General features: G+C 66.0%; 22 protein-coding genes. 17 read left to right on the forward strand and 5 right to left on the reverse strand.

Annotated features, from left to right (window positions below; all coding sequences use genetic code 11):
- The first annotated feature begins 14 nt into the window (after positions 1–14).
- Positions 15–1,553: a bifunctional diguanylate cyclase/phosphodiesterase gene (locus CXR02_RS00525; protein ID WP_104060208.1), complete on the forward strand. Its 1,539-nt coding sequence runs from the start codon at positions 15–17 to the stop codon at positions 1,551–1,553.
- 288 nt (positions 1,554–1,841) lie between these two features.
- Positions 1,842–2,783, forward strand: a complete 942-nt coding sequence (locus CXR02_RS00530; protein ID WP_104060209.1) for an EAL domain-containing protein — start codon at positions 1,842–1,844, stop codon at positions 2,781–2,783.
- A gap of 6 nt (positions 2,784–2,789) precedes the next feature.
- On the opposite strand, the gene CXR02_RS00535 is transcribed toward CXR02_RS00530, so the two are convergent.
- The 3 genes from CXR02_RS00535 to CXR02_RS00545 form a co-directional block, all read right to left on the reverse strand.
- Complete coding sequence (locus tag CXR02_RS00535) at positions 2,790–3,536, reverse strand: glycerophosphodiester phosphodiesterase (RefSeq protein ID WP_104060375.1); 747 nt, start codon at positions 3,534–3,536, stop codon at positions 2,790–2,792.
- A gap of 87 nt (positions 3,537–3,623) precedes the next feature.
- The gene (locus CXR02_RS00540) at positions 3,624–3,872 is read right to left on the reverse strand and encodes a hypothetical protein (RefSeq protein WP_104060210.1); all 249 of its coding nucleotides are present in this window, start codon (positions 3,870–3,872) and stop codon (positions 3,624–3,626) included.
- Between the two features lie 104 nt (positions 3,873–3,976).
- Positions 3,977–4,795 carry an HAD family hydrolase gene (locus CXR02_RS00545; protein WP_104060211.1) on the reverse strand — a complete coding sequence of 273 codons (819 nt, stop codon included), beginning with the start codon at positions 4,793–4,795 and terminating at the stop codon, positions 3,977–3,979.
- Between the two features lie 253 nt (positions 4,796–5,048).
- Between CXR02_RS00545 and CXR02_RS00550 the strand changes: the two genes are divergently transcribed.
- Complete coding sequence (locus CXR02_RS00550; RefSeq protein ID WP_104060212.1) at positions 5,049–6,233, forward strand: ABC transporter substrate-binding protein; 1,185 nt, start codon at positions 5,049–5,051, stop codon at positions 6,231–6,233.
- Between the two features lie 117 nt (positions 6,234–6,350).
- Complete coding sequence (locus tag CXR02_RS00555) at positions 6,351–7,268, forward strand: DUF1905 domain-containing protein (protein ID WP_104060213.1); 918 nt, start codon at positions 6,351–6,353, stop codon at positions 7,266–7,268.
- Positions 7,269–7,379: 111 nt separating this feature from the next.
- Here the strand turns inward: CXR02_RS00555 and CXR02_RS00560 are convergent, their stop codons facing one another.
- Positions 7,380–8,318, reverse strand: a complete 939-nt coding sequence (locus CXR02_RS00560; protein ID WP_104060376.1) for a PfkB family carbohydrate kinase — start codon at positions 8,316–8,318, stop codon at positions 7,380–7,382.
- A gap of 65 nt (positions 8,319–8,383) precedes the next feature.
- Here CXR02_RS00560 and CXR02_RS00565 point away from each other — a divergent pair, with 65 nt between their 5' ends.
- From CXR02_RS00565 to CXR02_RS00625, 13 genes are all read left to right on the forward strand, one after another.
- The gene (locus CXR02_RS00565; protein ID WP_104060214.1) at positions 8,384–10,117 is read left to right on the forward strand and encodes an exo-alpha-sialidase; all 1,734 of its coding nucleotides are present in this window, start codon (positions 8,384–8,386) and stop codon (positions 10,115–10,117) included.
- A 176-nt stretch (positions 10,118–10,293) separates the two neighbouring features.
- Positions 10,294–11,916, forward strand: coding sequence for an ABC transporter substrate-binding protein (locus tag CXR02_RS00570; protein WP_104060215.1), 1,623 nt, complete (start codon positions 10,294–10,296; stop codon positions 11,914–11,916).
- Between the two features lie 165 nt (positions 11,917–12,081).
- The gene (locus CXR02_RS00575) at positions 12,082–13,038 is read left to right on the forward strand and encodes an ABC transporter permease (protein ID WP_104060216.1); all 957 of its coding nucleotides are present in this window, start codon (positions 12,082–12,084) and stop codon (positions 13,036–13,038) included.
- Between the two features lie 3 nt (positions 13,039–13,041).
- The gene (locus CXR02_RS00580) at positions 13,042–15,174 is read left to right on the forward strand and encodes a dipeptide/oligopeptide/nickel ABC transporter permease/ATP-binding protein (protein WP_104060217.1); all 2,133 of its coding nucleotides are present in this window, start codon (positions 13,042–13,044) and stop codon (positions 15,172–15,174) included.
- A complete protein-coding gene (locus CXR02_RS00585; RefSeq protein ID WP_104060218.1) occupies positions 15,171–15,977 on the forward strand; it encodes an ATP-binding cassette domain-containing protein in 807 nt (268 codons plus the stop codon). The genes CXR02_RS00580 and CXR02_RS00585 overlap by 4 nt, the downstream gene beginning before the upstream one ends.
- Before the next feature lie 48 nt (positions 15,978–16,025).
- A complete protein-coding gene (locus CXR02_RS00590) occupies positions 16,026–16,955 on the forward strand; it encodes a dihydrodipicolinate synthase family protein (RefSeq protein ID WP_104060219.1) in 930 nt (309 codons plus the stop codon).
- Positions 16,956–17,030: 75 nt separating this feature from the next.
- Positions 17,031–17,978, forward strand: coding sequence for an ROK family protein (locus tag CXR02_RS00595; protein WP_104060220.1), 948 nt, complete (start codon positions 17,031–17,033; stop codon positions 17,976–17,978).
- 86 nt (positions 17,979–18,064) lie between these two features.
- A complete protein-coding gene (locus tag CXR02_RS00600) occupies positions 18,065–18,748 on the forward strand; it encodes an N-acetylmannosamine-6-phosphate 2-epimerase (RefSeq protein ID WP_104060221.1) in 684 nt (227 codons plus the stop codon).
- On the forward strand, positions 18,745–20,016 hold the full coding sequence (gene nagA / locus CXR02_RS00605) for an N-acetylglucosamine-6-phosphate deacetylase (RefSeq protein ID WP_104060222.1): 1,272 nt from the start codon (positions 18,745–18,747) through the stop codon (positions 20,014–20,016). Before CXR02_RS00600 ends, nagA begins: the two co-directional genes overlap by 4 nt.
- A 267-nt stretch (positions 20,017–20,283) precedes the next feature.
- Positions 20,284–21,696 (forward strand): amino acid permease, encoded by a 1,413-nt coding sequence (locus CXR02_RS00610; RefSeq protein ID WP_104060223.1) that lies wholly within the window; start codon positions 20,284–20,286, stop codon positions 21,694–21,696.
- A gap of 106 nt (positions 21,697–21,802) precedes the next feature.
- A complete protein-coding gene (locus CXR02_RS00615) occupies positions 21,803–21,994 on the forward strand; it encodes a hypothetical protein (RefSeq protein ID WP_104060224.1) in 192 nt (63 codons plus the stop codon).
- A 207-nt stretch (positions 21,995–22,201) separates the two neighbouring features.
- Entirely contained in the window at positions 22,202–23,017 is an 816-nt protein-coding gene (locus tag CXR02_RS00620; protein WP_104060225.1) for a hypothetical protein, read from the forward strand.
- Positions 23,018–23,854: 837 nt separating this feature from the next.
- Positions 23,855–24,367, forward strand: coding sequence for a MepB family protein (locus tag CXR02_RS00625; RefSeq protein ID WP_104060226.1), 513 nt, complete (start codon positions 23,855–23,857; stop codon positions 24,365–24,367).
- Positions 24,368–24,603: 236 nt separating this feature from the next.
- Here the strand turns inward: CXR02_RS00625 and CXR02_RS00630 are convergent, their stop codons facing one another.
- The gene (locus CXR02_RS00630) at positions 24,604–25,425 is read right to left on the reverse strand and encodes an MBL fold metallo-hydrolase (RefSeq protein WP_104060227.1); all 822 of its coding nucleotides are present in this window, start codon (positions 25,423–25,425) and stop codon (positions 24,604–24,606) included.
- Positions 25,426–26,273 lie beyond the last annotated feature (848 nt).

Consider the following 26,273-nt stretch of genomic DNA (forward strand, 5'->3'; position numbering starts at 1 on the left):
AAAGGAGGCACCAGATGTTCGCTGACGATGACCCCAGGCTCTCCCAGCTGCTCGATGGCATCGTCCGGCTCGCCTCCGGAGACCTCCAGTCGCGGATAGAAGTATCGCCGGCCCGGGACGAGCTCGACGCCATCATCATGGGCACCAACCTCCTGGCCGAGGACCTGCAGATCATCTACGAAGAGCTTGAGCAGCGTGTTGAGGTCCGCACACAGCTGCTGCACGAAGCCCACCGCGAAATGCAGATGATGGCCATGCAGGATCCCCTCACGGGCCTCGCCAACCGCTCGGCGCTTCTGTCCGCGCTGAAGTCCGCCCAGGACCACGACGGCGATCCCCTCAGCCAGCCTGTCATCCTCCTCCTTGACCTTGATGCCTTCAAATCCATCAATGACACCCTCGGCCACAGTGCCGGCGATCAGGTCCTGATCACCGTGGCGCAACGCATCCGCAGCGCCGTCCGGACCAGCGACGTGGTTGCCCGGCTGGGCGGGGACGAGTTCGCCATCGTTATGCCGGCCACGGGCGCCGACCAGGCCACCGTCGTAGGCCAGCGCATCCTGGCCGCCATCAAGGAACCCATTGACCTGCCTGACCGGACCGTCCGCTGCGGGGCGAGCGTAGGACTCAGCGTCGGGGCGGCCGGGCGGAGGGCCGAGGACCTGCTGATGGAGGCCGATGTGGCCATGTACGCCTCCAAAGCCGAGGGCCAGAACCGGCTTCACGTCTTCGAACCCGGGCTCCTGCTCATCCGCAGGCTCCGCAGCCAACTCCTGGAGGATCTCCGGGCCGCCATCAAGGGCAACGGCCTGGTGCTGCACTACCAGCCCGTGGTTGAACTGGGCACCGGCCGCATTGAAGGGGTGGAAGCCCTGATCCGCTGGGACCACCCCACCCGCGGCCGCATCATGCCGGACGAGTTCATCCCGCTGGCAGAAGATGCCGGCCTGATCTCCGAACTGGGCCTGTGGGTGCTCAGCACCGCTGTAGGCCAGCTACGCACCTGGATTGATGCCGACGTGGTGGACAGCCGGTTTTCCGTCCGGGTCAACATCTCGGCAACGGATCTGCAGAGCCTGCAGTTCATCGAGGACGTCCGCGCCGTGCTCAAGGAGACAGGCGTCCGTCCCGAGCAGGTTGTCCTGGAGCTGACCGAAGCGGCCATCGTCAGGGGCAACGAACTGGACCGGTATTCCCTGGGCGGGCTGCGCGGGCTGGGGGTAGGGATCGAGATCGACGACTTCGGTACCGGATACTCCTCCATCAGCTACCTGCGCCGGCTCCCCGTGGACCGGGTAAAAGTGGACCGGTCCCTGATCGAGGGCCTGGGCACAGACCCCAGCCAGCCGGCACTGGTGGCTGCAGTCCTGCAGTTGGTGCGCGCCTGCGGGCTCGAAGCTGTGTGGGAAGGCGTGGAAACGGCGGAACAGGCCGAGCACCTCCGGAACCTCGGGTGCCTCAGCGCGCAGGGCTACTTCTTCAGCAAGCCCGTCCCGCCCGAGCGGATTCCTGCGCTGTTGGCCGAAACTTCTTCCGAAAGTAATAGAGGTTGATTGATTAAGGGCTGCGCTTTTGGATCATCCCGATATACGATCAAGTTGCGGTATCCGATTCTTCGAGGCCAGGAAGATCGGCATTAATCAGAAGTAACGAATTCCGAAGGCATCTGGAAATTTGAAAATAAAGGGGCCAAGGAGCCATTACTTCGTCAACTGGGGGCGTTGCTAATGACGGTTCGGGTACAAGCTTGGGGAGTTATTGCGGCGGTTTTGGCGGATTCCGATCCTGCCGGGGCGGCAATACGTCAGCGCCTTAGCAACCGCTTGGGGGAAAACCCCGGTATGCCGGAACGGGCCCTGCTGGAATATCTTCTGGAACGCCGGCAACAAGACACCACAGACGCGGATACGCCCGACACCGCGCGCTTCCCGCAGCCTCCCAGCGCCATGCCGCCACACGTGGCCGAGCAGCTGGATTCCCTGCGCAGCCTGTCGCGGATCAGCGCGCTGCTGGAAAACCAGATGCTGATGACCGCGTTCCAGCCCATCTACGGCCTCGAGTCCAAGGCCGTTGTGGGCGTAGAGGCGTTGTCCCGCTTTGTCAGCGACGACGGCGCCAGCGCGGAACTCTGGTTCGCCGAGGCGGCCGCCGTTGGATTGGGCGCCAACCTGGAATTCTCGGCACTCGCAGCCGCAGCCGCCGCTGCCGCAAAACTCCCCCCGCACGTCTACGTCGCCCTGAACATCTCCCCCACGTCATGCCTGGATCCCCGGCTGCCCGAATTGTTCGACCACATCGAGCTGCCAATAGACCGCATTGTGCTCGAATTGACGGACGGAATTCCGGACGAGGAATACTCGCATTTCGTTTCCGCAATTACGCCGCTCCGGGAACGCGGGCTGCGCATTGCAATCGATGACTCACACCCCGGCGCGGGCGCCCTCAGCCGGATGCTCCATCTGCGGCCCGACTTCATCAAGCTGGGCAGGAACGTGATCAGCGGCGTGGACACGGATAAGTCCCAGCACGCCCTGGCCGCTTGCCTGGTGGACTTCGCGGAGCAGATCGGCAGTATTCTGGTGGCCGAAGGTGTTGAAACCACCGAGGAACTGATGGTCCTCACCGAGTTGGGCTTCAGCGCCGGCCAGGGCTACCTGCTGGGCCGGCCCTCGGTGCAGCCGAAGGATTGGGCGGCATGGAATACGCCGCTTGACCCCGACGGGCTCCGCCGCCTCGCCGCCGCAGCCGATCACGGCACGCACGGTCCCGGCGGCTCCGACTAACGCAAGTCAGCTGCCGGGCCACTCGCCTCGCTCCTGCAGGACCTGCTTCAGCAGATCCGCGCGGTCCGTCACGATCCCGTCCACACCCAGGTCCAGCAACCGGTGCATCTCGGCCGGGTGGTTGATGGTCCACACATGGACCACCAGGCCCAGGGCGTGCGCCCTCCGCACATAGGCAGGCGTCACCACGCGGATCACCCCGTACCGGACCGGAACCTGCAGCGCCTGGATATCCCGCAACGGACCCCGCAGGACAAATCGCAGCCACGCGGCCGGAAGCACCGGGCCGAAGAGGACAAGCAGCGCGTTCGTCACCATCCCTGCCGACGACGCCACCGGACGGCTCAGCAGCTTCAGCACCGCCCGGCGTCGGCGGTCTGAAAAACTGGCCACCAGGACCCGGTCATGTGCGGCGTGCCGTTCGATGCCGGCGGCAAGGCTTTGCACGGAGTTCCAGTCTTTGACGTCCAGGTTCAGCCGGGCGGCCGGGAAGGCCATCAGCAGGTCATCGAAGAGCGGCACGGGCTCGCGCCCGCCGATCCGCGCGGTGGAAACCTCGGCGGCGGTCAGCTCGGAAATCCGGCCACGGCCGTCAGTGACCCGGTCCAGGGTGTCGTCGTGGAAGAGCAGCAGCACGCCATCGGAGGTGGTGTGCACATCCGTCTCCAGGTACCCATAGCCAAGTTCGGCGGCGGCCCGGAAGGCGGCCATCGAGTTCTCCAGCCCCTCCCGCGAGAATCCGCGGTGGGCCATGGCAATGGGATGCGAGGGACGGGCAGCACCGCCGGAAGCATCAAAAAACGGCTCAGTCACGTTTGCGAGCGTACCGGAGCCGCTGGGCTATGTGTCCTGCGGCACAATCTCCACGCCGTCACTGCAGTGCAGCAGTGTGCGGCCGTGGCCGTTGTCCAGATCCACCCACACAGCGGTGTGGTCCCAGGTGATGGCGTCCACGAAACCGCTGGTTTCGTATCCCTGGGTGAGGCGGACGCGCACGCGGTCGCCCTCTTTCAGTGCCTTCCAGTGCGCTGCCGGCTCTGCCGGGCGCAGCGGCGCTTCGGCCGCGCGTTGGTTGCCGTTCCTTGCCATGACTTCCCCTTTAGCCGCGGATGTGTATCCGTAGCCCACGGTAGGCGGCAAACGTGAACGGAAGGTGAGCGGAAGCTGTGAATTTCCGGCTACAGAGCCGGGGATCAGGACAGCTCTACGCCCAGCGCCGCGAGCCTGGCCTCGAGAACCTGGGCCACGCCGTCGTCGTCAAAGTGGGGTGCCTGCTGCCCGGCGGCGCTGATGGCGTCCGGATGGCCGCTGGCCATGGCGTACCCGTGGCCTGCCCAGCGCAGCATCTCGACGTCGTTGGGCATGTCCCCGAACGCCACGACGTCGGCCGCGTCAATAGACAGGGAGTTGGCGTATTCGGCCAGGGTGACGGCCTTGTTGACGCCGGGGAGGGACAGTTCCAGCATCGCCACGGTGGGCGCAGAGTGCGTGGCCGACGCCAGATGGGCGACGGCAGGCCGCACCGCGGCCAGGAAGTCGTCCGCGGTGCCATCCCTGACAATCGCCAGGAACTTCACGACGGCGTCGTCCGGGGTCAGCGTTTCGGCCAGCGGGGCGGGGGTAAATTCGGCCAGCAACTCGCTGGTGCCGTTCTCGATGAAACCGGGCTCAAGATGGAATCCGGTCAGTGTTTCCGCGGCGAAGAGCGCAGCTGGGCGCAGTTCCTTGATGATCCGCCGCAGTTCCAGCACCGCGTCAATGCCCAGCGTCCGGGCGGAAACCAGCCGGTCCGCTTCGAGGTCCCACACCACGGCGCCGTTGGAACAGATGACAGTGCCGGTGTGGCCCAGCTGTTCCTCCAGCGGGTGGAGCCAGCGCGGCGGGCGGCCGGTGACAAAAACGAGCTCGATGCCGGCGTCCCTGCAGGCGTGGAAGGCCCGGACGGTGCGGTCGCTGATCTTTCCGTCGTGCCCAAGAATCGTTCCGTCAATATCACTTGCTACCAGCCGCATGCTGCCAGTCTACGTGGGGCGGCCTACGTGGGGCGGCGGGCTTCCCGGGCCGTGAAGCGTCGTCCCGGAGCGCTGGCCCGTGGGAGTCGCCCCGCGACGTTTTTTGACCCCGCGCTACGTTCTGTTGAGCCTGCGGGTCGTTGCGTGAACGACCGTGTCCGGCGCCGTTGTGGGGCGTGGGCGCCATCCGTAATCTCATCTTCAACATCTCCGCAATCGCATCGCCAACATCTCCGCAAGCAAAGGAAACACCGTGACAACTCCCCCGGATAACACTCCGCAGAACCAACCGGCGGCCACCCGCATCGTGGCCGGCCAGACTTCCGCTCCGAAGCGTCCGCTCGGCCTGAAGATCGGCATCGTGGCCGGCATTCTGGCCCTGGTGGGCGGCGGGGTGGCCGTGGCATCGGCCGTCTCCGGCAACAACGCCGCCACGTCCGCAGCGTCCTCCCCCGCACCGGCAGGCAACCCGGCAGCAGAGCTCAAGCTCGGCTATTTCGGCAACGTGACACATGCACCCGCATTGGTGGGTGTCAGCCAGGGCCACATCGCCAAGGAGCTGGGCGATACCAAGCTCAGCACGCAGGTCTTCAACGCCGGGCCCGCCGCCATCGAGGCCCTGAACGCCGGCGCCATCGACGCCACCTACATCGGCCCGAACCCCGCCATCAACTCGTTCGTCAAGAGCGCCGGGGAGTCAATCAGCATCATTGCCGGAGCGGCCGCAGGCGGCGCGCAGCTGGTGGTCAAACCGGAAATCAACTCCGCCGCGGACCTGAAGGGCAAGACCCTCGCCTCGCCTCAGCTCGGCGGCACGCAGGACGTGGCGCTCCGCGCCTGGCTCGCCACCCAGGGCTACAAAACGAACGTGGACGGCAGCGGCGACGTGGCCATCAACCCCACCGAAAATGCCCAGACGCTGAAACTGTTCCAGGACGGAAAACTCGACGGCGCGTGGCTGCCCGAGCCCTGGGCCTCCCGCCTGGTGCTGACCGCCGGCGCCAAGGTCCTGGTGGACGAAAAGGACCTCTGGGACGGCGCACTCTCCGGTAAGGCCGGCGAGTTCCCCACCACCATCCTGATCGTGAACAAGAAGTTCGCCGCCGAGCACCCGGACACCGTGAAGGCCCTGCTCAAGGGCCACGCCAAGGCCGTTGACTGGCTGAACAGCGCCGCTGCAGGCGAGAAGGCCAGCGTCATCAACGCTGCCCTCAAGGAGGCGGCCGGCGCCGAACTCAAGGCCGACGTGATCGAGCGGTCCCTGAAGAACATCGTCTTCACCGTGGACCCGCTCGCCGGAACCTACCCCAAGCTGCTCAAGGACGGCGTGGAAGCCGGCACCACCAAGCAGGCAGACATCAATGGCATCTTCGACCTGACGGCCCTCAACGAGGTCACCGGGCAGAAGACGTCCGCGGCCGGGCTCGGCAAGGAATAGTCCGCGTTCAACCCGCCCGCTTGCCTGCAACTTCTCCGGATTGCAGACAAGTGGGCGGGTTTTCGCGATCCCTCAGCGTTCCTTTCCGAGCCGACCGGCCGGGTCGATAATGACCCTATGGTTCGCTTCACCGCCGACGTTCAGCTGCGGGGCTCCAATCCATTCGTGGACGTCCCGGCGGCGGCTGTGGCTGAGCTGCTGCCGCTTGCGGAGCATGGCCGGATCAGGGTGACCGGCACGCTCAGGGGTGCCGAGTTCAACGCCACGGTGATGCCGGGCAGGTCCGGCCAGCACGTCCTGTATCTTTCCGGCGGCCTGCGGACGGCAACGGGCGTGCGCGTCGGGGAAACGGTCACAGTGGACGTTCACGCGCTCGGCTCCGACGAGGTCATCCCGCCCGGAGATTTGGCTGCCGCCCTGGACGCGGCCGTGGGAGCGGCGGGCAACTGGGGGCAGCTGCCCGTTTCGCAGCGGCGGGAGCTGATGCGTTTCCTCGAGGACGCGCGGACGCCGTCGACGCGGGCGCGCCGCGTTGAACAGCTCGTGGCCCAGGTGCTGGGCACGGACGTCCCGCCACCGGGCCGGCGCACTGGCCGCGCCTTGTGGACCTGCCCCTCCTGCGGACGGCAGTTTGTCACGCGGAACATGAACCATTCCTGCTCACAGCACACCCTCGACGAGCCGTTCCGCGGCAGGCCAGACAGCATCCACCGGCTGTTCGAGGTGGTTCGCCGGACGGTTGAGGCGATCGGCCCGGTAACGCTTGTTCCGTACCGGGACCGTGTCGCCTTTATGGTTCGGGTCCGGTTCGCCGGGGTCAAACCCGCGAACAAATGGCTCGATGTGGAGTTCTGGCTTACGCGCCGGGTTGAGTCGCCCAGATTCCGACGGATCGAAACACTGTCTCCGTATACACATCTGTACACGGTGCGCGTGACCGAGGCATCCGACGTCAACGGCGAACTTGCCGCCTGGCTCCGCGAGGCCTACGCTGTGGGCTGCCAGGAGCACCTGCGCCCATCGGTTGCTCCTTAAACGCCCTTTTGACCCCTCAAAACGGCGCATGGGCCCACGCCGGCAGGGTTCCCTGGCCGAGCTTGCGAGGCGAGGGGGCCGGTGGGGAGGAGCAATCGATGAGGACGCCGGCTACTCCGCCGGAACCGCGTTCAGTTCGGCTCGCGTGGGCGGGTTGGCACCCGGGCGGGAAACAGTGACGGCCGCTGCGCGGGCAGCGTGGGCCAGCAGCTCAGCCAGGCCCTCGGCCGGAAGCTCGCGCAGGTCCTTCCGGTTCTGCGCGCCGTCCAGGCCCCGGTCCACGATCCCCGAAAGCAGCGCGGCCATAAAGGAATCACCGGCGCCCACGGTGTCGGCCACTTCCACGCGAGGCGCGTCAATCGCGGCTTCACCGGCGGCAGTAATTCCCCACGGACCGGCCGCGCCGCGCGTGACGACTACCAGGGCCGGGCCCTCGGAACCGCCCAGCGACAGCCAGCGGCGCGCTGATTCCAGCGCATCCACGCCCGGGTACAGCCACTCGAGGTCCTCGTCCGAGGCCTTGACCACGTCCGCGAGGGTGACAAATTTCTCCGCCTGCGTTCGCGCATAGTCCACGTCCGTGATGATGCTGGGCCGGCAGTTGGGATCGAAGCTGATCGTGGCGGCGGGGTGGGCATGCTCGACGGCGGCGAGCACTGCCGCGGCCCCCGGCGCCAGCATCGTGGCGATGGAGCCGGTGTGCAGCAAGGTGGTTCCCTGCAGCATAAAGGCGAGGCGGTCCGCCAGGCCGGGAAGCTCCCAGGCGAGGTCGAACGTGTAGGTGGCGGCGCCGTCGTCGTCGATTACGGCGGTGGCCACGCTGGTTGGCAGCTCGTCGGGGCCCAGCGGCAGCATAACGGAGCTGGAGCGCAGGTGCGCCGCCACCGAATCCCCGTAGGCGTCGCGGCCGTAACGGCCGACGAACTGCACGGGATGGTCGAGGCGGGCCAGGCCCACCGCAACATTAAGGGGACTGCCGCCCACGTGGGCTTCGATTCCGGAGGCGCGCTGGACAACGTCAACAAGGCCCTCGCCTATAACTGTGAGCATGGTCATACTCTGCCAGAGATGCGCCCGCCTACACAGGCGTGTTACGCGTCGCTTACCATGGAGATATGACATCCCATGTCCTCCAGCCAATGACGGCTGCCATGCCCGACGTCGAACACGTCTTGGCGGTCCGCGGCACCGGCGGCTACCGGCAATACAGGATCCCCGCCCTGGCCGTCTCGCGGCAGGGCACCCTGCTGGCCGCCTACGACGGCCGCCCCAACCTCGACGACCTGCCCAACCCGATCGACCTCCTGCTCCGGCGCAGCACGGACAACGGCCGGACCTGGGGCGGGCAGCAGGTAGTGAGGACGGGCGGCGGCCTCAACGGCTACGGCGATCCGAGCCTCCTGGTTGACGTTGAGACCGGCCGGATCCTGATGTTCCACGCCGCCGGAACGCACGCCGGATTCTTCGAAGCGGCGGCCGGGCTGGAGCCAGATGACGATGTGCAGCACTGCGATCTCAGCTACTCGGACGACGACGGCCTGACCTGGCAGCACCGCAGGATCACCGCCCAGCTCAAACTCCGCCCGCCCGTTCACACGCGTGAGCCAAGTACGGGCGAGCCGGACATCACCGGAATCTTCGCCGCGGCGGGGCAGGGCATCCAGATCCACACCGGCCCTTACCGCGGCCGGCTGGTGCAGCAGTTTGTGGTCCTGGCCGGCGGCGAGATCATGGCCTCCTCCGCGTACAGCGACGACCATGGCAGCACCTGGACGCTCGGGGAGCTCATCGGCGCCCGGACGCACGGCCACGCCCCCAACGAAAACAAGGTTGCCGCCCTCCAGGACGGCCGGCTCCTGCTGCACAGCCGCGGCACACCGCGCCGCCTTGCCGCAATATCGGACGACGGCGGGGCCACCTGGAGCGCCCTGCGCCCCGTCGAAGACCTCCCGGACCCGGGCGATAACGGCTCGTTGGCCCGCTTCGACGGCCTGCCGTCCCCGATTTCCTTCGCCGACGAGGCAACGGACTCCTGGCTGCTGGCCACCAACAACCAGGACACCGCGTTGCGGCGGAACACGGTGATCAGCCTGTCCCCCGACAACGGGAGCAGCTGGCCCGCCAAGCTGGTCCTGTGCCCGGGCAGCTCGGCCTATTCGACGGCAACCCGGCTCCCCGACGGCAACATCGGCGTCCTCTACGAACGCCAGGGCTACCGGGAAATCGTGTTCGCCTCGATGCCCGCAGGGCAACTCACCGAGCAACTCACCGCCCGTCCCGCGGCCGGGAGTGCCGCCGCCGATGCGAGGGCTCAGGACGACGGTGCCGGACTGGTGTTCGACATGGAACTGCGCTCCATCACCCCCGGCCGCCCGAAGGCCTGGCAGAACGTCGGCGAGTTTCACGTGATGCGGTCCGGCGGTGAGGACTGGGGTGTGCACACCTGGAAGGAAATCGGCCAGGGCTACTCGGCCGAAGCGGCGCAGGTCATCGGCACGCGGGAGGCACAGGACCTGAATTACGGCCCGATCATTCCCGGCTACAAGGCCGGGGACATCCTGGCCTTCACGGGCCGGGCACGCAATGAAGGCCCCCTGCCGGCAACCGCGGTCCGGCTGTCCGGTCCCGGCTCGGACGCCTTCCCGGCGGCGGATCTTTGCCCCGGGGAAGAGTCGCTCTATTTCACGCCCGCGTACACCGTCACAGCCGCCGATGTGGCGCGCGGCCATGCCGAGGTGACCTACGAGGTGGCGTTCGAAGTGACCGCCGAGAGCGGCGGCACTGCCGTGCGCCGCCGTCGTGCTTTCAGGTTTGACACCGTCACCGGCGATGTCAGCAAGCCGAAGTGAGAGAGCGTTTGGGAAAAACCCACACGTAGTGAGAGAGCGTCCGGCGGAAAGCCACGTTAAGTGAGAGAACGTCGAAGGAAACTGGCGCTTGACGTGAACCTGTGATGACGCTTACAGTCGACATACGAGCTCGGACGTCCTACATCCGATAAACCTTCTGGAATGGCGAGGCCCTCATGAACAACATCACCAAGAACCTGCCGCTGGTCAATGACGCCAGCCGCCGGAACTTCCTCAAGCTGACCGGGGCCATGGGCGCCGCCGCAGCATTCACCGCCTCTGTCGCCGCGTGCGGCAGCCCGGCAGCTACCACCACCGGCAGCTCGGCAGGCGCCGCGGCAGTCAACAAGGACCTCACCATCGAAGCGGGCATCTCCTACGCCCTCTCCACCGGCTTCGACCCGCTGAGCTCCTCGGGCGCCACGCCGATGGCCGCCAACCTGCACATCTTCGAAGGCCTCATCGAGCTGCATCCGGCCACCCGCGAGCCCTACAACGCGCTGGCGGCATCGGACCCCAAGAAGGTCAACGACACCACCTACCAGGTGACCATCCGCGACGGCGCCAAGTTCCACGACGGCACTCCGGTCACCACCGAAGACGTGGCCTTCTCCTTCACCCGCGTGATGGATCCGGCGAACAAGTCCCTGTTCTCGCAGTTCATCCCGTTCATCAAGGAAGTCAAGCCCGTTGACGCCAAGACGGTCGAGTTCACCCTCAAGTACGCCTTCCCCGGCTTCGGCCCCCGCATCTCCGTGGTCAAGGTTGTCCCCAAGGCCTTGGCCACGGACCTCAAGGCCTTCGACGCCAAGCCCGTCGGCACCGGCCCCTACAAGCTCATCTCCGCCGCCAAGGACGACAAGATCGTCTTCGAAGCGTTCGCGGACTACAACGGCCCCAAGCCGGCGCTGGCCAAGGGCATGACCTGGCTCCTGCTCTCCGACGCGGCCGCCCGCGTCACCGCCGTCCAGTCCGGCCGTGTCCAGGCCATCGAGGACGTCCCCTACCTCGACATCGACGGCCTCAAGTCCAAGGTCAAGGTCGAATCAGTCCAGTCCTTCGGCCTGATGTTCCTGATGTTCAACTGCAACAAGGCGCCGTTCAACAACAAGCTGGTCCGACAGGCCCTGCACTACGGGCTGGACAAGGAAGCCATCATCAAGAAGGCCCTGTTCGGCAACGCCAAGGCCGCCAGCTCCTACTTCCAGGAAGGCCACCCGGACTACGTCAAGGCCAAGAACGTCTACGGCTACGACGCCGCGAAGGCCGCTGACCTCCTGAAGCAAGCCGGCGTCACCAGCCTTGAATTCGAACTGCTCACCACGGACACCGCCTGGGTCAAGGACGTTGCCCCGCTGATCCTCGAATCCTGGAACAAGATCCCGGGCGTGAAGGTCTCCGTCAAGAGCATCCAGTCCGGCGCGCTGTACACCGACCGCGTCGGTACGGGCGACTACTCAGTGGTCGCAGCCCCCGGCGACCCCTCAGTCTTCGGCAACGACGCGGACCTGCTCCTGAGCTGGTTCTACTCGGGCGCCACCTGGATGGAAAAGCGCGCCTACTGGACCGCCCCGGAACGCGCCAAGCTGCAGGAACTCATGAACAAGGGCTCGCAGGCTGCCGCAGCAGACGCCAAGAAGATCACCGGCGAAATCGTGGACCTCGTCTCCGACGAAGTTCCCCTGTACCCGATCTTCCACCGCCAGCTGCCCTCCGCCTGGGACGACAAGAAGCTCAACGGCTTCAAGCCGCTGCCCACCACCGGCATGTCGTTCATCGACGTCGGCCGCACCGCCTAAGCTGCGCTGAGAACCAGCGCAGCACCCCGGAACCGCCCGGGAAACGGCATCACCAACTCGACGCAGCAGAGGGGCTGTGGCCCGCTAGCCATGGCCCCTCTGGGCTGAGAAGCACCACCCCGTGACGCTCCCCCCGCGGCACACCCAAACAAACCGGAGAACAAATTGGTCACGATATTGCGTCTGCTTGGCCGCAGACTCGCAGCACTGCCATTGATGATCCTGGGCATCACCCTGCTCGTCTTCCTAGTCCTGCAGGCCGCTCCCGGCGACCAGGCAAGCTCCGCCCTCGGCGACGGCGCCATCGAAGAAGCGAAGCAGCAGTACCGCCAGGAAAACGGCCTGAACGATCCGCTGGTCATCCAGTACTTCAGCTTCCTCGGCAAGCTGCTGCAGCTGGACCTCGGCGTCACCACCCCGCCGGCCAAGTCGGTGGCCTCCATGATCGGCTCCGCGTTCCCCCTGACGCTGCAGCTGACTTTCCTGGGCGTGCTGATCGCGATCGTCCTGTCCCTGACCTTCGGCATCCTCGGCGCCCTCTACCGGGACAAATGGCAGGACCAGCTGGTCCGCGTTTTCTCGATCGCCGCGATCGCCACGCCGTCGTTCTGGCTCGGCATCCTTCTCATCCAGTGGTTCGCCCTCGGCGCCAGCCCCCTGTTCCCCTCCGGGGGAATCGCGACGCCGGAATCCGGCTTCGGCGGTTGGCTCAACTCGATGGCCCTCCCGGCCCTGGCCCTGGGCATCCCGGTCTCCGCCTCGCTGATCCGCGTGGTCCGCACCTCGATGGTGGAGGAGCTGGACCGCGACTACGTCCGCACCGCCATCGGCAACGGCGTCCCCTACCGCGAAGTGGTCTCCAAGAACGTCCTCCGCAACGCCCTGGTGACCCCGGTGACCGTGCTGGGACTCCGCGTGGGCTACCTGCTCGGGGGCGCCGTCGTGATTGAAATGATCTTCGCCCTGCCCGGCATGGGCCAGCTGATCCTCAACGGCATCACCAACCTGGACGTCAACCTGGTCCAGGGCGTGGTGCTCACCATCTCCGTTACTTTCGTTCTGGTGAACATCGTGGTGGACCTCCTGTACCTGCTCATCAACCCCCGAATCAGGACGGTATAGCCCATGCGTAGCAAGCTTGCTGAACGGCTGAGTGCCCCGGGCCTCCGTTTCAAGGCCCTGCCTTGGGGCTCCCGCATCGCCCTCCTCTTCCTCATCGTGATCGTCCTCTCCGCCGTGTTCGCACCGGTCATCGCGCCGCACGATCCGCTGGAGACCTTCATCCCCGCCACCCCGCCGGGCGCCGAGCACTTCTTCGGCACCGACCGGCTGGGCCGCGACATCTTCTCCCGCCTGCTCTTTGGCGCCCAGTCATCGCTGATGATCGGCCTCGGCGCCGTCATCCTGGCCATCCTGGTGGGCGCCCTGCTGGGCTCCTTCGCCGCAACGTCCAGCAAGGCCGTCAACGAACTGATCATGCGCCTGATGGACATCCTGATGGCGTTCCCGGGCATCGCCCTGGCCGCAGTGCTGCTGGCCGCGTTCGGCAACTCGGTTCCCACCATCATCATCGCGATCGCCATCATCTACACCCCGCAGCTGGCCCGCGTGGTCCGCGCCAACGTGCTCTCCCAGTACGGCGAAGACTACGTCCGTGCCGAGCGTGTGATCGGCGCAGGCCGCTTCTACATCCTGCTCAAGCACATCGTCCGCAACACCGCCGCCCCCGTGCTGGTGTTCGCCACGGTGATGGTGGCCGACGCCATCATCCTCGAAGCCTCGCTGTCCTTCCTCGGCGCCGGTGTCCAGGACCCCGCACCGTCATGGGGCAACGTGATCTCCTACGGCCGCAACCTGGTCCTGTCCGGCGGCTGGTGGGCCACCACCTTCGCCGGTGTGACCATCCTGCTCACCGTTCTCTCGCTGAACATCCTCGCCGAGGGCCTCACCGACGCCATGGTGAACCCGAAACTGCGCAAGGCATCTGTAGTAAAGGACGACGACGGCGCGTCGGCTGTTGTTGCCGGCGCAGCGGTGGGTGCCGGCGTCGACACTCAGATCGCCACGTCTGTGGCCCAACCGTCGGTAGTGGAAGAGCACGAGCTCGACGGCGTGCGCGCCGCTTTCGGTGATGTCCTCACCGAGGAGCACTACAACGAGGCAGCCATCCTCTCCGACCCGAAGCTGGCCGCGGCGAACCCGCACCTGCTGCTGGACAAGGAACTGGAACTGCTCTCCGGCATCGAGGCCACGCGCACCGACCGGCTCCCCCAGGTGCCGGCCGGCGCCCGCAACGTCCTGGAAGTCAGGAACCTGTCCATCCGCTTCCCGGGCCGCTTCGGCGACACCGCGATTGTGGACAACGTCTCCTTCACGGTCCGCGAAGGCGAAACCATGGGCCTGGTGGGCGAATCCGGCTGCGGCAAGTCCATCACGTCCCTCGCGGTCATGGGCCTGCTGCCCAAAACCGCGCAGGTCACCGGGTCCATCAAGTTCGACGGCAAGGAACTGCTGGATCCGGCCACCAGCCACAGCAGCATCAAGGCCTACGAAGGCCTCCGCGGCCAGCAGATCGCCATGGTCTACCAGGACGCCCTGAGCTCCCTGAACCCGTCCATGAAGATCAAGGACCAGATGGAGCAGCTGACCAAGCGGGGCGGCCGCAAGACCCCCACCGAGCTGCTGGAACTGGTCAAGCTCGATCCGGTCCGGACGCTTGCCAGCTACCCGCACGAGCTCTCCGGCGGCCAGCGCCAGCGCGTCCTGATCGCCATGGCCCTTTCCCGTTCGCCGAAGATCGTGGTTGCCGATGAGCCCACCACCGCCCTGGACGTCACCGTCCAGAAGCAGGTAGTGGACCTGCTCAACGAGCTGCGCGAACAGCTCGGCTTCGCCATGGTCTTCGTCAGCCACGACCTTGCTTTGGTGGCCTCGCTGGCCCACCGCATCACCGTGATGTACGCCGGCCAGGTAGTGGAATCCGCACAGGCTTCGGAGCTGCTGCAGAACCCGAAGCACGAGTACACCCGCGGCCTGCTCGGCGCCGTCCTCTCCATCGAGGCCGACGCCGTGCGCCTGCACCAGATCCCCGGCACCGTCCCGTCCCCGCGCGACTTCGCCCCGGGAGACCGCTTCGCCCCGCGTTCACTGCGGTCCGACGCCGACCCCAACCAGCAGCTGGTCCTGACGTCAGTCGGAGCCGCCGGTGGGGACGCTGACCACTACTGGGCGAGCCACCTGAAGGAGGATGCAAAATGAGCGTTTCAACCGGCAAGCCGGTCATCGAGCTCAAGGACGTTAAGGTCTACCACCACGCACGTGGCGGCGGGCTCTTCCGCCCGAACATCGTCAAAGCGGTCGACGGCGTCGACTTCAGCATCAGCCGCGGCGAAACCGTGGGCATCGTGGGTGAGTCCGGCTGCGGCAAGTCCACGCTCGCGTCCGTGCTTGTGGGACTGCAGACGCCGACGTCGGGCGAGGTGCTGTTCCACGGCAAGCCCGCCATCAAGCGCAACGCCGCCATGCGCAAGGAATTCGGCCGCTCCGTGTCGGTGGTCTTCCAGGACCCGGCCACCGCGCTGAACCCGCGCATGACCGTCCAGGACATCCTCACCGACCCGCTGCAGATCCACGGCATCGGCAACGCCGCATCGCGCGCGGCGAAGGTCAAGGAACTGCTGGCCTTGGTGGGCCTGCCGCAGTCCGCGGCCGAGGTCACGCCGTCGCAGGTTTCCGGCGGCCAGCGCCAGCGTGTGGCGATCGCCCGCGCCCTGGCACTAGACCCGGACATCATCGTGGCGGACGAGCCGACGTCGGCCCTGGACGTCTCCGTCCGCGCCCAGGTGCTGAACCTGCTCTCTGACCTGAAAACGCAGCTGAACCTCGGCATGGTGTTCATCTCGCATGACATCCAGACGGTCCGCTACGTCTCGGACCGCATCTGCGTTATGTACTTCGGCAAAATCGTCGAGCAGGGCACCGCCAGCCAGGTCTTCGACAGCCCCACCAACGACTACACCAAGAAGCTGCTGGGCGCCGCCCCGAGCCTGCTCCACATCTAGCTTTCCCACCTCAAATTTTCGTCTAACCATCAATATTTGGAGAACTCTGTGACCACCGTCGCTTCCCGTTTCCAGGGCGTCATTCCGCCCGTCGTAACCCCCCGCACCGCCGATGGAGCCATCGACGTTCCGTCGCTGGAAAACGTCACCAAGCACCTGCTCGACGGCGGCGTCAGCGGCCTGTTTGTGCTCGGTTCCTCCGGCGAGGTCACGCACATGACCAACACCGAGCGCGACCTCGTCGTGCAGACCGTGGCAGGCGTGAACGCCAGCCAGGTGCCGCTGATGGTGGGCGCTGTAGAGCAGACCACCAACCGCGTCATTGAAGAAGCAAAGCGCGTCATCGCGCTGGGCGCCGACTCGATCGTGGCCACCAGCCTGTACTACGCCATCTCCAACGCCCAGGAGAACGGCACGCATTTCCGCTCCATCGCCGCCGCCGTCGACGTTCCCGTCTTCGCCTACGACGTGCCGGTGCGCACCCACTTCAAGCTGCCCACCGACCTTCTGGTCGAGCTGGGCCGCGAGGGCGTCATTGCCGGGGTGAAGGACTCCTCCGGCGACGACGTCTCGTTCCGCCAGCTGCTGCTGGCGGCCAAGGACATCCCCAACTTCGACATCTTCACCGGCCACGAAGTGGTTGTGGACGGCGCCCTCCTGGGCGGCGCCCAAGGTGTTGTTCCGGGCCTCGGCAACGTTGACCCGGCCGGCTACCGCCGCCTGTTCGACGCCGCACAGGCCGGCGACTGGGCCCAGGCCGCAGCCGAGCAGGACCGCTTGGCCGACGTCTTCGAGATCGTTTACACCCCCAAGCCCGGCCGCATGTCCGGCAACGCCGCGGGCCTGGGCGCCTTCAAGACCGCCCTGCAGCTCATGGGCATCATCAAGACGAACGTCATGAGCGCCCCCATGCTCTCCCTGGACGAGGACGAGACCAAGGCAATCCGCGCCATCCTGGAACGCAACGGCCTGATGTAGGTTCCTCGTGGCTGGCGGCCGCCTGTATAACGACACCGGTGATCGAGCCTGTCGAGATCCCCTGTTAGGAAGAGAATGATGTACGCGATCGGTGTTGACCTTGGGGGTACTAAGACTGCTGCCGGGGTTGTTTCCGGGGACGGGGAGGTCTTGTTTTCGGAGACTATTCCTACCCTGAACCGGGAGGGCGGCGACGCGATCCTGGACGCTACTGCGGCGCTGGTTTCTTCCCTTATGTCGCGGGCACAAGCAGAGGGTCTCGATGTTGCGGGCGTTGGCGTTGGTTCAGCTGGCGTTATCGATGCCGGGCGCGGTGTTGTGGTGTCCGCTACCGATGCCATCCTCGGGTGGGCCGGGACGGAGCTGACCGCAGGGTTGGCCGCCCGGCTCGGCCTGGCGCCGGAGGCTGTCCAGGCCGTGAACGATGTCCATGCGCACGCCCTGGGTGAGTCGTGGACGGGTTCCGCCGCAGGAACCTCAAGCTCGCTCCTGGTGGCCTTCGGCACCGGCGTCGGCGGCAGCTTTGTCCTGGCCGGGCACCCGGTCCTCGGACACCGCTACGCGGGCGGACACGTGGGCCATTTCGCCTCCCCGTATGCGTTCCACGAGGGCAAGCCTGTGCCCTGCGTCTGCGGCGGGGCCGGGCATGTTGAGGCGATAGCCTCCGGGCCCGCCATCCGCGAGGCGTACGCGCGGCTGGGCGGCCAGGAGCCGGCGTCGGACGCCCGCGGCGTCTTTGCCCTCGCCGGCGCCAGCGATGCCATAGCCATCAAAGCCGTGAGCATGGGCGCCGCCGCGGCCGGCCAGGCCGTGGGCGGACTCGCCAACATCCTGGACCCCGAAGTGGTGGTGGTTTCCGGCGGGCTCTCCGACGCCGGAGCCCCCTGGTGGCGCCCCATGGAGCGCGCCCTGCGCGCCGAACTCCTGCCGGCACTGCTCGGCCTCCCCGTCCTGCCCGCTAAACTCGGCAACGCAGCAGCAATTGTGGGCGCCGCGCGCCTGGTGCTCACCACTCCGTCCTGAGCACCGTTGTCCCAAGCACCGTTGTCCCAAGCACCTCGCCCCACCCCGATCTTCAGCCCTCCGCCAACCTTCCAGAGGAACCGACCGTGATTCTGACCCCCGAAGCCCTCGAAGCCCTGCGCGGGCAACTCATCGTCTCCTGCCAGGCGTATCCGGGCGAGCCCCTGCGGGACCCGCGCACCACGGCGCAGTTTGCCGCTTCCGCCGTGATCGGCGGCGCCGCTGCCATCCGTGTCCAGGGCCTGGCCGATGTGCAGTTCACGCGGGCAGCGGTGGAGGTTCCGGTGATCGGGCTCTGGAAGGACGGGCACGACGGCGTTTTCATCACTCCCACACTCCGCCACGCTTTGGCTGTGGCCAACGCGGGCGCCCACGCGGTGGCGATCGATGGCACGCGCCGGAAGCGTCCGGACGGCCTGACGCTGGCCCAGACGGTGGCGGGCATCCACCAGGATTCCCACGCCTTGGTGATGGCGGACTGCGGCTCGTTCGACGACGCCGCCGCCGCTGTCGAGGCCGGGGCCGACCTGATCGGCACCACGCTGTCCGGTTACTCCGGCGAGCGCCCCAAGACGCACGGCCCCGACCTGGAACTGCTGGAGCAGATCGCCGCGGCCGGCTTCGGCGTGCCGCTCATCGCCGAAGGCCGCCTCCACTCCCCCGCCCAGGCTCGGCAGTGCCTCGACGCCGGCGCGTTCGCCGTCGTCGTCGGTACCGCGATCACGCACCCGGCCACCATCACCGGCTGGTTCGCCGAGGCCCTCAAGTGACGCCGCCGCCGGAACGAGCACAGCCGGAACAAACACAGCCCACCGCCGCTGAGTCCGGGAACTACCTGCTGGCCGGCACGGTCCTCACCGACGGCTCGATCCAGGCCGACGCAGTGGTGGCCGTCGCGGACGGCCGCATCGCGTATGTGGGGCCCCGCGCCGGTCTTGATGAGGCGTCGCTGCCCGGCCTTGAAGAACTCGACCTGCCGCCGGGCAGCATGATTCTGCCCGGCCTCGTTGACCTGCACTGCCACGGCGCTGTGGGCGGCGACTTCCCCAGCGGCGACAGCGAGGCTGCCAGGACCGCCGTCGACTTCCTGCACCGCAGCGGCACCACCACGCTGCTGGCAAGCACGGTGACCGCGTCCCGTGAGGACCTGCTGCGCGGCCTGGAAACCCTGCGGCTGCTTGCCGATGAAGGGCTCATCGCGGGCATCCACTCCGAGGGGCCGTTCCTGTCCCACGCGCGCTGCGGCGCGCAGGATCCGCGGTACCTCCGCGAACCGGACCTCGCCCTGCTGGGTGAGCTGCTGGCTGCGGCCGGCGGCCACCTGCGGACCATGACCTACGCGCCGGAGCTGCCCGGCGCCGATGCCGTGGTGCGGACGCTCGCCGAGCACGGCGTCACGCCGTCGCTGGGCCACACTGACGCGGACGCGCGGACGTCGGCGGCCTCCCTCACCGGGGCGGCGGAGCTGCTGGCGGCCTCCGGCCTGGGGACCGTATCGCGCCCCACGATCACACACCTCTTCAACGGCATGCCGCCGCTGCACCACCGCAGCCCCGGACCGGTCGCCGCGTGCCTCCGGCTGGCCGGGGCCGGCACGATCGCCGTCGAACTCATCGCCGACGGCGCGCACCTGGACCCCGAAACGGTCCGGATGGTCTTCGAGCTGGTGGGGGCTGAAAACGTGGTCCTGGTGACGGACTCCATGGCCGCCACCGGGCTGCCCGACGGCGACTACGAGCTTGGCCCCGCAGCCGTCTCGGTCAGCGGTGCCGTCGCCCGGCTGAGCAACGGCACCCTCGCCGGCGGGACGGCCACCCTGCTGGACGTTGTGCGGCGGACCATTGGCGCCGGTGTGGAGCCGGCCGCCGCTGTTTTGTCAGCCACGGCGGTTCCGGCCGCGATCATCGGCCAGGGGCAGGAATTCGGAAGCCTCCGCGCGGGGCTGCGGGCCGATGTCGTAGTGGTGGACCGCAACTTCCGCCGCGTCCTGGTCCTACGCGAGGGGCGCACCCTGAGCCGCCCCGCCGTCGGGGTTTAGCGCCGACGCCGGCCGCCTGACGCTCCGTGGTGACGAGGGCCTGGCGGAAAGTGCATAGGCGACCGTGTTCAATGTTTACCTATAGGACACGGCAGGGCGGGCTCCAGGTCAAGAATTTCGCAATCGCACATCCGCCGCGCTGCGTGGTTGGGCAAACGAACAGCGCCCTTTCCGCGTGCGGCGTCTAGCGTCTATAGGGCATGTGGCTCAGGTCACCCGCCGCCCAGCGTTGAACCTGACGGTCCGCCTATCGAAAGCCTCGTCACCATGAACACGGACACACAGCTGTCAAAAACACTCAAGCCACGGCATCTCTCCATGATCGCGATCGCCGGCGTCATTGGCGCCGGGCTGTTCGTTGGCTCAGGAGCAGCGATTAAGCAAGCGGGCCCAGGCATACTCCTGGCTTACGCGGCAGCCGGACTCGTGGTCATCCTGGTCATGCGGATGCTCGGCGAAATGGCCGCGGCCAATCCGGAAACCGGATCCTTTTCCGCTTACGCCGACAAAGCGCTGGGACGCTGGGCGGGGTTCAGCATCGGTTGGCTGTATGCCTGGTTCTGGATCATAGTCCTGGGAATCGAGGCGACCGCCGGCGCAGCAATTATGCACCGCTGGGTGCCTGGCATCGACCAATGGGTGTGGGCGCTACTGCTCATGGTCCTTCTGACGCTGACCAACCTTGGCTCGGTGAAGTCCTATGGTGAATTCGAGTTCTGGTTCGCGTCCATCAAAGTGACGGCTATCGTGCTTTTCCTGCTGTTCGGTATTGCCGCCATCCTGGGCCTTGTCCCCGGGGTTCCCGCCCCAGGAGTCAGCAACCTCCTTGAGAACGGCGGGTTCCTTCCGAACGGTCCAGGCGCCGTACTCGCCGGCATTCTGGTGGTGGTGTTCTCTTTCTTCGGGGCCGAGATCGCCACGATCGCCGCCGGCGAGTCCGAAAATCCCGTGGACGCGGTCAAGAAGGCCGTCCAGTCCACCGTATGGCGCATCCTGGTCTTCTACATCGGCTCCATAGCCATCGTCGTAACCCTGCTGCCTTGGAACTCCGCCAGCGTGGCCAAGAGCCCGTATGTGGCCGTCATTGAGCTGTTCGGCATCCCGGGTGCGGGAACCATCATGGATATCGTCGTGCTGACATCGGTCCTGTCTTGCCTGAATTCCGGCCTCTACACCGCCAGCCGCATGCTGTTCTCCCTCTCCCAGCGAGGAGACGCCCCGAAGGCCTGGACCAAGATCTCCAAGCGCGGCGTTCCGGCTGCTGCCGTTCTGTCATCCACCGTGGTCGGATTCATCACGGTCGGACTGAACTATGTTGCCCCGGAAACGGTATTTCTTTTCCTGGTCAATACCTCCGGCGCCATCGCACTCTTCGTGTGGCTGGTCATCGCCACCTCACAGCTGATCCTGCGTCGCCGCATGGGCGCAGCCGCCAAGGACCTCGCCATGAAGATGTGGCTTTTCCCGTACCTGACGTGGGTCGCAATCGCCAGCATCGTCGCACTGCTCATCGGCATGCTGATCCTGGACGCAACCCGCGAATCGCTGCTGCTCTCCATGGCACTCGCCGCCGTCGTCGTCGGCATTGCCGTATGGCGATACCGGAAGAACCTAAGCCCACAACAGCCCAACGACGTCAACGAACCCGAAGACGCGTCGCTGCGCACTCCCGCCCTGTAGCCAGCAGCTGCGAAGGCGACTCATCCGGTGGCGCGTCGCGTGGGTCTGGTACACCGTCGCGCTTCTCCTCCCCACCGTCCTTGCCCTGGTCACGGGACTCATCACCATGGCACTCGGGGCCTCCGCCCCGGGCCTCGCGCAGCTGACGTGGAGCGGGCTGCTGACCGTCTTCGCCGTCCGGCTGGTCAATCCTATGGACGGACCACTGGGCGAAGAACCCGGGTTCCGCGGCTACGCCCTCCCCCTCCTTCAGGCGTCCCGGCCTCCGCTGGTGTCCGCAGCGACCGCGCGGAGCTGATCTACTTCGTGGTCGTCGTCCTCACGGTTCTGGCCACTGTGGCGCTGGACCGCCGGGCATGGGGCAAGGCACACCGCCCGGCCACCGCCGTCGGGCGTTTCTCCTTCAGGAGGCGTCCCAGGTGAACGACGGCGGGCAACAGTCGCCCTGCGAACGGCGCCTCTGTACCCCGTCAAGACCTGGCCGCATCGCGCTAGACTTTCGATTATGACCGGTGCCCCTGCCCGTCTTCTGGCTTGGCTCGTTGCCCTGACGATGCTCCTCACGGCGTGCGCGCCCGCGATCGGCTTTGACGAGACCGCCACCGATCGACCGATAGCAACGTCCTCGGCCCGGCCAGCCGCTGGCGACGTCGCCCCCGCCCCTCACCGGACGCCGGTTCCCACGCCGACGCCGGTTCCCACGCCAACGGCGGTGCCCCAGGCGTTTGCCCTGAACCTCTACCAGGAGGGGGACTTCGTGCCGCAGTACACATTCGACTGGTGTGTGGCGGCGAGCATCCAGATCGCGCACAACCTCATCGATGACACGGGGGGCGGCACGTGGGCCGATCGCGCTCAGCAGGGCGACCTATGGGAGATGGCACGGACACGGTCGTCCAACTCATTCAACGGTGCAAATCCGCTCGGTTGGGCAGAGGTGCTGACCGACGTCGGTATGGGGCCATACGCCGTTGTCAGCATCGCCGACTACGAGGACGCGCTGCGAACGGCGGCGCGTGCCATCACCGAAACGGGCCGGCCGGTCGGGCTGGTCATGTGGAGCGGCCGCCATGCCTGGGTGATGAGCGGGTTCGAGTCGCTCGGCGATCCCGGCCAGTTCCCGGAGTTCTCGGTCACCGGCGTCCGCGTCCAGGATCCGCTCTACCCGCACGGCAGCGGGCAGTGGGGTCCATCGCCTGCGCCCAACAGCCTGCTCAGCCCCGAGCAGCTGGCGACGCAGTTCGTGGTCCGTGAGCCGCGACGCTGGAGCAGCGATCTGCCGGCGGGCTACCTGCTGGTGCTGCCGCAGGCCGAGGCCTGATCAGGCCTTTTGCGCTGGCCTACTCGGGAGTGAAGAGAAGCTCACCAGCGATTCCGGTTGGGCTTCAGCACGTTCAAGGAAGAGGCAGCGCGCCTAGCTTTAGCATTCTCAGAATCCAGACGTCCCTTAGTGCGCCTCGGAAGCGCTTGAGGAGATCCATTGACCCGGGACTCTAGGCTTGGGTTGTCCATCACAGTGAGGGAACCACCCGATATGAGTCCCCTATTTCAGACCACTGCGGCATATCCGAATGCCTTAGTGCTCTTAATAACCGAAGACGACCCAGCGTTCCGGACATCGACGGAACAGCCAACATTCTGCAAAGTGAGAGCATGCTGCGCCCTTGCGGTCCAACACGACCTAGACGGTGACGTTGAGCTCCGAATCACTCACGAAGCGCCTCTTCCGATATGATCCTGCTTTTCGATGGCATCCTTCCACGAGCCGCAGGCTTGTTGAGATCGAGACTGTTTATTCGGACCGCATCGCCGGCATCAGGACCCTCACAGTAGATCTTCCGGTTCGCATTTGGGGTGACAATCCCCGGCAGCCTGAACACGTTGTGATCGAATGCCTTGGGCTGGTGGAGCTCACAAAGCGCGAATCCCGAGCGCGTTCAACGTGCCGCATAGACCGTCATGGCGTTCCGTAGAACGTGTCACGTTTTGAGCCTTCAAATCGACCCCTTACGGGTCGTTCGTGAACCAGAGGATTCGTTGTCCAGGACCCCCTTTCCAGAAGACGTGCACGTGAGGATATCGTCGGGGTAGTGAGGGCTGAGTTCTTCGCGCACAGCCCCGTCGCTCCTGTCGGGGATTCGTTTTCGATGGGAGTGCTATGTCTGGTCTTCAGGTCCATCCGGATGTCGCCATGGTGATGAGGGTTCTCGGCGACCTCGGCCTCGTCTGTTCCCCCGCCAAAGTCGAGGCCGACAACGCTGAGTACGGTGCCGCGATCTCGGCAATCGGTCGGTCTCCGGTTCGCTTCAGGGTCGGAAAGCTGACCGCGACGAAGGTGGGCTTGTTCGTGACAGTGTGGCGGCGTTCTCTCGATGGGTCGACCGAACCTCTGCCTGCGGAGGAGTGCAGCGACGTGCTGGTGATCTGCGTACGGGAGGATTCCCGAGTCGGAGCATTCGCTTTTCCGAAGGCGGCGCTGGTCAAGCACGGCGTCGTGTCCGTTGGCGGCGCCGGAGGCAAGCGAGGGTTCCGCATCTATCCACCCTGGTCAGCTACGACGAATCGGCAGGCGAAAGAATCCCAGCAGTGGCAGTGTAATTACTTCTTCGAGATGGCTGACGGATCCGCCACCGATGCGCAGCGAGCCAGTCGACTCTTCGTTGTGGCCTAGACGGATTCGGCGACATTCGGTCAGGCCAGCTCAGGTGGCGGGCCGTCGTCGAGCGCTGCTCCACCCCAAGCGAATCCGACAGACTTTGTCGCGAAGTGCTGCCACTAGAGTTGCAATCAGCAGCCTGCTTGGTTGTGAATCGAAGAGGCATTTGGCCTTGTTCTGTCAGCGGTAGATGCCGGTATCCGTTTGAAGAACCCTGCACGGGACAGCCCGTAGTGCCCGGTATGCGACCGCTATTTGGGTGTCTCGTTCTGTTCTCTTTCGGCGAGCCGCTGGAGTTGCCATCTATGCACGTCGGGCAGCCAATCCAACGGGGCCGATGGGCCGACACGCGGGTCGTCGGGAACACCGCCGTCTCGCAGGGCCAGCACGTACGCGCGATCCTGGTTGATACGTGCTCGTAGCTGCCCAGCTCCGCCGACCGAGCCGTGACCAGGGATGACGGCATCAACGTCGTCGGCCACGCTGTCAAACAGCCTCAACGCGGCGAGGTAGTCCTCGATCGGATTCGCGGCCTCCAGGTCGAGGAACGGCATCAGGATGTCAGAAAGCATATCGCCGGCGACGAGGACGCGGCGCTCCTCGATCAACAGCGCCGCATGGCCGGGGGCATGAGCCTGATGCTCGATGATCCGGACTGTGGGGCCATCCCAAGGAATCTGCGCCGTATCGGCGGGCAGACCGGTAATGAGACCGAGCAGATCCATCGGGATATCCTCGGCGTACTCCGGCGGGAGCCCCTCGGCTATGCGGGCCTTCCAGTCCGCGTTCGACAGCAGATCTTGGATAGAGGCCGCGCAGCGGGCTGTACCGTAACGGGGCGCGTCGCCGAAGTTCGCGTGCCAGAGCACGTGGTCCCAATCAGGATGCGTCGAGAAGCCTGCCACGACGGGCTGGCCCAACTCGCGAAGGTCGTTCGCGAGGGCCGACATTTCATCGCCCGTAATACCGGGGTCAATGAGCAACACACCGTCCCGGCCCTGCACGACAACGGAATTACTCTGGATGAACTCGCTCTCGTGAACCAGAACGCCCTCAGCGACTTCCTCCAGCATGGAATGCCTTCCGCTTGTGGTTTGCAACCCCTTGTCGAGACGGTATTAGCTGGCGGTAGTAGATTGCAAGCACTATGGGCGAAGCGGATGAGCCGCAGTCAAGGTGCCCGATCAACGCGCGGTGGAGGCGTTCGGCGATCGCTGGACCCTGATCGCGCTCCGCGACATCGTCTTCGGAGACAAGCACTATTTCCGAGAGCTGCACGCGGGCTCACTTGAGGGCATCGACTCGAGTATCCTCGCGGACCGGCGCAGCTTGGCAGCTCATTTTCCGAAGTCGACCGCGCGGAATGTCCAATGCCAGCATGGTCACTATGCAGTAATAGTCGAGACCGGATCGGGACTGTCCGTAAAGGAGTACGCCGATAACGGCTAAGCCAAAAGGCCAGCGACGACGAGGAGAAATGAGAGGCCGGACATTACCTTGGGTCTGACAGCAGCTAGGGTCCACCCATTAGGCCGCAACCGGCGGCGCCCTGATCGGTGCGCACGACGATAAAGACTCCGGCGTCATCAGACGGCGGCTGCGCAAATACCTCAGCCCCTCCCACTGTCCTGCCCTGTGCAGATAGGCCGGTCATATCGTGTTCACGTGGCTTCGCGTCGGGACCACAGTTATATTCGCGGTCGGCAAACTGCACTTTGGAAGGAACTTCCTCAGGCCACAGGCCACAGGACCCAGTCTGATGTCTGTTGATGGACGCCCCATAACCGCACACCGGCGACAACGCCTACAAGAACTAACGTGGAAACTATCAATGTCAGGGTGATTCGCGTCCCCCGGCTCATGAAGCAAACAATCCACGAATACAACGTGAAGGTCAATGAATGGAATGAGCAACTTTTGA

Origin of the sequence: Arthrobacter sp. 4R501, from assembly GCF_002929755.1 — a bacterium.
GTDB lineage: Bacteria > Actinomycetota > Actinomycetes > Actinomycetales > Micrococcaceae > Arthrobacter.

Coding starts and splice junctions, on each gene's coding strand:
- CXR02_RS00525 (WP_104060208.1), top strand. CDS start 15: ATGTTCGCTGACGATGACCCCAGGCTCTCCCAGCTGCTCGATGGCATC.
- CXR02_RS00530 (WP_104060209.1), top strand. CDS start 1,842: ATGCCGGAACGGGCCCTGCTGGAATATCTTCTGGAACGCCGGCAACAA.
- CXR02_RS00535 (WP_104060375.1), bottom strand. CDS start 3,536: ATGGCCCACCGCGGATTCTCGCGGGAGGGGCTGGAGAACTCGATGGCC.
- CXR02_RS00540 (WP_104060210.1), bottom strand. CDS start 3,872: ATGGCAAGGAACGGCAACCAACGCGCGGCCGAAGCGCCGCTGCGCCCG.
- CXR02_RS00545 (WP_104060211.1), bottom strand. CDS start 4,795: ATGCGGCTGGTAGCAAGTGATATTGACGGAACGATTCTTGGGCACGAC.
- CXR02_RS00555 (WP_104060213.1), top strand. CDS start 6,351: ATGGTTCGCTTCACCGCCGACGTTCAGCTGCGGGGCTCCAATCCATTC.
- CXR02_RS00560 (WP_104060376.1), bottom strand. CDS start 8,318: ATGCTCACAGTTATAGGCGAGGGCCTTGTTGACGTTGTCCAGCGCGCC.
- CXR02_RS00565 (WP_104060214.1), top strand. CDS start 8,384: ATGACATCCCATGTCCTCCAGCCAATGACGGCTGCCATGCCCGACGTC.
- CXR02_RS00570 (WP_104060215.1), top strand. CDS start 10,294: ATGAACAACATCACCAAGAACCTGCCGCTGGTCAATGACGCCAGCCGC.
- CXR02_RS00580 (WP_104060217.1), top strand. CDS start 13,042: ATGCGTAGCAAGCTTGCTGAACGGCTGAGTGCCCCGGGCCTCCGTTTC.
- CXR02_RS00585 (WP_104060218.1), top strand. CDS start 15,171: ATGAGCGTTTCAACCGGCAAGCCGGTCATCGAGCTCAAGGACGTTAAG.
- CXR02_RS00595 (WP_104060220.1), top strand. CDS start 17,031: ATGATGTACGCGATCGGTGTTGACCTTGGGGGTACTAAGACTGCTGCC.
- CXR02_RS00610 (WP_104060223.1), top strand. CDS start 20,284: ATGAACACGGACACACAGCTGTCAAAAACACTCAAGCCACGGCATCTC.
- CXR02_RS00615 (WP_104060224.1), top strand. CDS start 21,803: ATGGCACTCGGGGCCTCCGCCCCGGGCCTCGCGCAGCTGACGTGGAGC.
- CXR02_RS00620 (WP_104060225.1), top strand. CDS start 22,202: ATGACCGGTGCCCCTGCCCGTCTTCTGGCTTGGCTCGTTGCCCTGACG.
- CXR02_RS00625 (WP_104060226.1), top strand. CDS start 23,855: ATGTCTGGTCTTCAGGTCCATCCGGATGTCGCCATGGTGATGAGGGTT.
- CXR02_RS00630 (WP_104060227.1), bottom strand. CDS start 25,425: ATGCTGGAGGAAGTCGCTGAGGGCGTTCTGGTTCACGAGAGCGAGTTC.